At 36.2% G+C, this 5,532-nt stretch carries 8 protein-coding genes; 3 read left to right on the forward strand and 5 right to left on the reverse strand.

Annotation, left to right across the window (positions count from 1 at the left end):
* The first annotated feature begins 261 nt into the window (after window positions 1–261).
* Window positions 262–1,224, forward strand: a complete 963-nt coding sequence (locus JHC30_07215) for a replication initiation protein (GenBank protein MCI4463937.1) — start codon at window positions 262–264, stop codon at window positions 1,222–1,224.
* Between the two features lie 114 nt (window positions 1,225–1,338).
* Here JHC30_07215 and JHC30_07220 read toward each other — a convergent pair whose 3' ends face one another.
* From JHC30_07220 to JHC30_07240, 5 genes are all read right to left on the reverse strand, one after another.
* Entirely contained in the window at window positions 1,339–2,190 is an 852-nt protein-coding gene (locus JHC30_07220) for a hypothetical protein (protein MCI4463938.1), read from the reverse strand.
* Complete coding sequence (locus JHC30_07225) at window positions 2,180–3,004, reverse strand: hypothetical protein (protein ID MCI4463939.1); 825 nt, start codon at window positions 3,002–3,004, stop codon at window positions 2,180–2,182. The genes JHC30_07220 and JHC30_07225 overlap by 11 nt, the downstream gene beginning before the upstream one ends.
* Before the next feature lie 105 nt (window positions 3,005–3,109).
* The gene (locus JHC30_07230) at window positions 3,110–3,301 is read right to left on the reverse strand and encodes a hypothetical protein (GenBank protein ID MCI4463940.1); all 192 of its coding nucleotides are present in this window, start codon (window positions 3,299–3,301) and stop codon (window positions 3,110–3,112) included.
* 102 nt (window positions 3,302–3,403) lie between these two features.
* Window positions 3,404–3,775: a hypothetical protein gene (locus tag JHC30_07235; GenBank protein MCI4463941.1), complete on the reverse strand. Its 372-nt coding sequence runs from the start codon at window positions 3,773–3,775 to the stop codon at window positions 3,404–3,406.
* A 14-nt stretch (window positions 3,776–3,789) separates the two neighbouring features.
* On the reverse strand, window positions 3,790–4,263 hold the full coding sequence (locus JHC30_07240; protein MCI4463942.1) for a hypothetical protein: 474 nt from the start codon (window positions 4,261–4,263) through the stop codon (window positions 3,790–3,792).
* 563 nt (window positions 4,264–4,826) lie between these two features.
* Between JHC30_07240 and JHC30_07245 the strand changes: the two genes are divergently transcribed.
* Both JHC30_07245 and JHC30_07250 read left to right on the forward strand, forming a co-directional pair.
* Entirely contained in the window at window positions 4,827–5,015 is a 189-nt protein-coding gene (locus tag JHC30_07245; GenBank protein MCI4463943.1) for a hypothetical protein, read from the forward strand.
* Complete coding sequence (locus tag JHC30_07250) at window positions 5,008–5,217, forward strand: hypothetical protein (GenBank protein ID MCI4463944.1); 210 nt, start codon at window positions 5,008–5,010, stop codon at window positions 5,215–5,217. The genes JHC30_07245 and JHC30_07250 overlap by 8 nt, the downstream gene beginning before the upstream one ends.
* Window positions 5,218–5,532 lie beyond the last annotated feature (315 nt).

A 5,532-nucleotide genomic window follows, 5' to 3' on the forward strand; every position in this document is an offset into this window, starting at 1 on the left:
GCTTAATTCCGTTTTCTCTTTTTAAATAATTCTCTTTTTCAATCTTTCTTTTTTAGATATATTTTAGGTTTTCAAGAGACTTGTCTTTTCCTAAATTCTCTGGCATCACCTAACAAGATTTATGATACTACCTAACAAGATTTATGATACTGACCTAACAAGATTTATGATACTAACCTAACAAGATTTATGATACTAAACAATAACATACTATTGACAAATTGTTGTAATGTGTTATAATTGTAGCTAGGAGGTGGTATTATGGGAAAAAAGAAAAACGAAGACAAGATTGTCCTGAAAAAAGAGAGCGCTCTCATTGAATCCTCAAGAGAGCAACTAACTCTAACACAAGAGAAGGCATTTAATATGCTCTTACTGAACGCAGCGGAGCAAATGAAAAAGAACCCTAACCTTGATCGCTTTACCATTCCAGCGTCTACCATATTGGAGTACTATGAAATAGGAAAACAACACTACCTATATTTGAAAAATGAACTTAAGAAACTTGAAAAAATTATCATAGAATACAATCTATTAGGCAAAGATAAGACTTGGATCACAGGTGCTTTTCCTCTCCTTTCCTCATTTGAGTATAATCATGGCACTATAACTTATCAATTACCTTTCCAGATCAAAGATCGTATTTTAGAGCATAAAATGTATGCAACATTCGGACTTTTAGCAACAAAGTTTTTCCGCTCAAAATATACATTAGCATTGTATGAAATTCTTATGGATTACATTAACAGCCCAAAAGTACCTGAAATGGATATTGAAACTTACAAAAAGCTCATAGGTGCAGAGCATAAGAGCTACCATACATATGAACTCATAGAAACTATTTTTAAAAGGCCTGTAGAAGAACTGAATAGCAATAAATATGTCCCATTTACCGTGTCTTACAAACTCATAAGAGGTGTAAGAGATAAGATTGTAGGTGTAAGATTTGAACTTGAACTAAAAGACTGGTATTTGAAAAAACTTGATGAAACTATTACTGATATCTCCCCTGAAGCAAAAGAGCTTACAGCATTACTTCCAGAGAGGTATCAAACAAGCCTCGTTGCAACACTTATACAAGGACATTTGGATCAGTACCCGTATGAAGATGTAAGAGAGGCCATAGAGAAAGCCGTAAAGGAGAAGGGATTTGTCCCTGCAAAGATAGAGCAATATTTAAAAGAAAAACATTCAGCAAAATCACTAGATACAGCAAAAGACTGATATAATATTATCGTTCTCCTGTCTCTCACTCTCTTTTATCTCGGGGGCTTTCAAAAGCTCCCGCTTTCTTTTTCCATCAATCAAATGTATTCGTTTGCCATATACTCCAAAGATTTAGAATTTTCCTTCCTTCTCCCATCTTTTTACAAATATGAGGGCTTTTCTATAAGTCCTGTCAAGGTAGTCTTCAAGGTGTCCTTTCTTGCGTTCCTTTATGTCCTTGCTTTCCGCTTTCAGTCTCTCTTCAATTTCTCTCTTAGTCAAGCCTTTCTTATACAAATATGCCGTATATGCAAAGTCCACTCGTGAAAGGTCTGCTTTCCCATTCTCGTCCTTTTTTAACTCATAGAAATACCACCAATTTTTCTCATTACCATTACTCTGGACTTTCGCCTTCCTCTCCTGCTCCTGCCTTTCCTGCTCTTTCTCCTGTTCTTTTCTCTGCTCTCGCTCCAATTCTGCAATAAGTTGCTCTGGCGTCTTGCCTTCCTTCACTTCCTTTATAACTTTCACAATAGGCTTGTTCTGGTACTTCCAATTTATCGTATCTGGCAATCGTCTTGCGTGGTTTCCGTCTGTGCTTGCAGGATCGCTCCCAAAGTACTCCTGCAAAAGTCTTTGGAGTCTCGTCCTCTCCTCAAGGCTCTTAACCTTTTGCAAAAAGATATGCGCTTGGTACTTCTGCTCGCTTGTCTGCACCAAAATGGTATTTGAAGGCAGTTCATTTAGGCTCTTTTCTGGTACATCATCAAGAAACAATACCGCCTGTTTGTCTGATATAGGCTTGAAATAAATATTCTCTTTTTTAACACAACAAAAGGCCTTTATCTTCTTTTCGTTGAGCTCTGAAATATCGTGTATCGTTTGCAACCTCATAGCCTCTTTTTTCTCCAAATTTATGCTCCAAATTTCTATCTCTTTTACTTGCCCCTGAAAAAGATACCTCATCAAGAGATCAGTATTCATCTTTTTCTCCCTCCATTTCTTCATCCATTCCTTCCTTCATTTCTCTTACTCCTAACCAATATCTGATTCTCTTTTTCTCCTTCTCCTGATGCTCTTCTTTCACTTCTTCTATGTATTCAGGTATTTTGACTCCTGGCTCTTCCAAAGCAACATCTCCACTATCTCTTGCCTTTATTCCATGCTCTCTAAGTTCCCTTACGAAAATTCTTCGCATCTCTCTTAAATCGTATGGATTTACAGAAATTGGAGGTATCCAAATGTCGTCAACCTTCAATGCATATCCAATAATTGAAAAATGAAAATGCATTCCTTTCACTTGCGATGCGTTTTCACCAAGTATGTACTCATGCAATTCATTACTCATTACCCAATCGCCTACATCGTGCAATTCCGTTGCGTATGGTACTGTATTTTTCCAATCTGCAATTTTTTTCGTTGCCCTCAAAAATATTTCCTGTATTTCATCTTTTTTGAGATCTCTAAGCTTTCCTTCTAGCGCATCTGAAAACCATACAATGCCTGTATAAACAAGCCTACTATAACTTTTCCTAAAGCCTCTCTTTACCCTACTAAGAAGCATGGCCTTCATTACTTTACTTTGTACGTGCATCTCAATTCTCTTTTTCTTTTCATTCTCTATGTATGCAAAAAGCCCTTCGGCGGTGCTTGTGTAAGGTGTAAGCGCAAAAGATGCAATGCTCCTAAACAGGTGATCTCCATACATATTCCAATCGCTCCATAAAATGGGTTTCATCCTCAAAAACAACAAACCTGTATCTTTCTTTTCTTCCTCTAATCTCATTTTCCTTTCCATCTTCTCACCTCCTTATCAAATTTGAGTTGTCTTATAAGTATCACAGCCCCCCCCATGGGGGGTATGAAAGAATTTAGAAAATCTTTTATTTTCATCTTTCACTTCCTAAATTCTCAAAAGTTTTTTCAAAAACTTCTGAAATGGAGTAAGTACTTTCTTGTGCTTTTGCTTGCTCCTTCTCCATGTTTCCCTCGCCTTCTCTGGGTGCTTTTGCCTCCACCTTCTGCTATACTCTGTATTTTTCTGCCGTTTTATCAGCTCCTCAGGTGTCAAGTTTTCCTTTTTACGCTTTTTCATTATCCACCTCCGAAATTGTTATCAAATCTGTATGGAATTCCATACAGATTTTACGATAAAATGAAGGTTCTTTGAAAAATAGCGTTGTAAAGGTATATAACTTTACTTTTCATTTTCTTTTTCCAGCTCCTTTAACCTTGAAACTAATCTAAACATTACAAGGCGGGCAACCTCTTTCGGATCCATGTCTGTAAAGTCTACTTGTATCAGAAAAACAAAATCTTTAAATCTATCTGGATTTGCAAAGAAATATATATGTCCTGCTCCACCTGCAACAATTCCACCTGTAACACACATTCGCTCCATTTCGTTCTGTTTTGAAAGGCACACTTTTAATTCATCAAAACCTTCAAAAAGTTTTTCTTTATCTAAGGTTTGCAATTGTATCAAATTGATATTTGGAATTACTTCCAAATCTTTTAAAACTTTCTGAAATGCCTCTTTTTCTTTCTCACTAAATTCAATTTTTTTCATTTCTCACCTCCTATTTACCTTCCAATTGGATCTTTCTTCTTAACTGCGTCAACAATTTTCTTTATTGCCTCGTCTGTATCTCCATCAACAACCATTTTTATGATTAGTATGTCTACCCCTAATTTTCCAAAGTAAAACAATGTTCCACCTCTTTCAAAAACAAAGTCCTGCGTTCTTCCAACATTGAAAATCATTGACATAGTTTCAAGAGCATTCAAAAATGATTCTCTGTCTATCAAATTCACATCAAAGAAAGTTATACCCTTAGTATTGTTTACAATATCCTGTGCAATTTCTATCACTGCGTTGTCATCAAACTCTTTTCCTTTAACCCTATCAAGAAGCCTTTTATAGCAACTAAGACTGCAAACCCACTTTCCCCAATACTCTTTTGGTATAAGCGCATCCTCTTCCCAAGTTCCGTCAATTACATGTCCCTCTCTTTCCAGCTCTTGCTCTAATCCACAAATTACGCATTTGTTTTTCATTTACTCACCTCCTCAAATGTATACGTTTGCAATCACATTATACTCAGTTTTTATTTCCTGTCAAGTAGCTTCTCAAGCCACTTTTCCCAAATTTTATAAGCAAGATTTGTATGAAATCTTTAAAAGAAATAATACACTTTTAGGCTCAAAATACCTTCTATTTCTGGAGCAAAACCTCACTTTTCTTACAAATTCTGTATGAAAATTTAAATTTCAATACACTTTTTTCAATTCATTTCATTTGTATTACATTGAAATTCCGTGTCTCATTCTGTTTCACTCTGTCTCATTCTGTTGCATCACAATTCTGTAGTCTCTGAGTTCTTTTAGAAACACAGCCCCCCCAAGGGGGTTAAAAGGCCTTTTAAATTCTTTCCTCTAATTGAAATTTCTTACATCCCCCTATCCCCTCCTAACGTTCTGGAGGGGTAAGGGGGCTTGGGGGTGAGGGTGGACGTATCCTATTCTTTTACGCTCTTAGATTGCGAAAAAAAAGCTGTATAATGTAGTAACTCCAAAGAAATTTGGAGGTAAAGCAAAATTTTAAAATTAGGAGGTGGAGCATGAAGCAAGAGCAAAAGTATTTGAAAGAATGGTACAAGGCAGTTAAGAAGTACAATGAGTCAAGTAGTACTGAGGAGCAAATAAGAAATTTCAAAAGATTAGTAAGGCTTGCTCCTAAGGTTGGCGTTCCTGAGGAAGCATTGCTTGTCCGTGTGGTTCGTCAAGCATCGGAGGCACAAGATGAGTAAAGAAAAATACTCATTTGATGATTATGAATTTGACAGAGATTGGGACGATTTAAGAGATGTAAACATTCCAGAAGAATTGATTGATGTTCTTAACATGTTTGCGATCTCAATTGTAGAATTGAGAAGAAAAATTGAGAAATTAGAGAAGAAAATTGAGGATTTAGAAGAGAAAATTGAGGATTTAGAATTAGAGATTCCTTAGAATGCTTTAAGCAAGCGCTTTAAAATTTCTGTCATCGGGGGCGGGGTTTTCCCGCTCCTTCCTTTTTTTTATGGATATGATATAATAGAGTAAGCGCTTGCTTTAAATATGCTCCACCGGGGCGGGGTTGCTCCCCGTCCTATATTTTTTCTTTTTCCTTCAATCAAATGTATTCGTTTGCAATATATCCAAAGGTTCAGGATTTTAACCTCTTTTCAAACTGCTTGCTATCCATATAAGCATATCCTGGGTTTGTCATCTTTCGTGCAAATTTCTTTGATTGCTCTTTATAATCGTTGTAGTATTTAAGCATTT

Origin of the sequence: Caldisericum sp. (assembly GCA_022759145.1) — a bacterium.
GTDB lineage: Bacteria > Caldisericota > Caldisericia > Caldisericales > Caldisericaceae > Caldisericum.

What these genes read in the sequence shown, in the direction of transcription:
- JHC30_07215 (MCI4463937.1), top strand. Translation starts at nt 262, where the DNA reads ATGGGAAAAAAGAAAAACGAAGACAAGATTGTCCTGAAAAAAGAGAGC.
- JHC30_07220 (MCI4463938.1), bottom strand. Translation starts at nt 2,190, where the DNA reads ATGAATACTGATCTCTTGATGAGGTATCTTTTTCAGGGGCAAGTAAAA.
- JHC30_07225 (MCI4463939.1), bottom strand. Translation starts at nt 3,004, where the DNA reads ATGGAAAGGAAAATGAGATTAGAGGAAGAAAAGAAAGATACAGGTTTG.
- JHC30_07230 (MCI4463940.1), bottom strand. Translation starts at nt 3,301, where the DNA reads ATGAAAAAGCGTAAAAAGGAAAACTTGACACCTGAGGAGCTGATAAAA.
- JHC30_07235 (MCI4463941.1), bottom strand. Translation starts at nt 3,775, where the DNA reads ATGAAAAAAATTGAATTTAGTGAGAAAGAAAAAGAGGCATTTCAGAAA.
- JHC30_07240 (MCI4463942.1), bottom strand. Translation starts at nt 4,263, where the DNA reads ATGAAAAACAAATGCGTAATTTGTGGATTAGAGCAAGAGCTGGAAAGA.
- JHC30_07245 (MCI4463943.1), top strand. Translation starts at nt 4,827, where the DNA reads ATGAAGCAAGAGCAAAAGTATTTGAAAGAATGGTACAAGGCAGTTAAG.
- JHC30_07250 (MCI4463944.1), top strand. Translation starts at nt 5,008, where the DNA reads ATGAGTAAAGAAAAATACTCATTTGATGATTATGAATTTGACAGAGAT.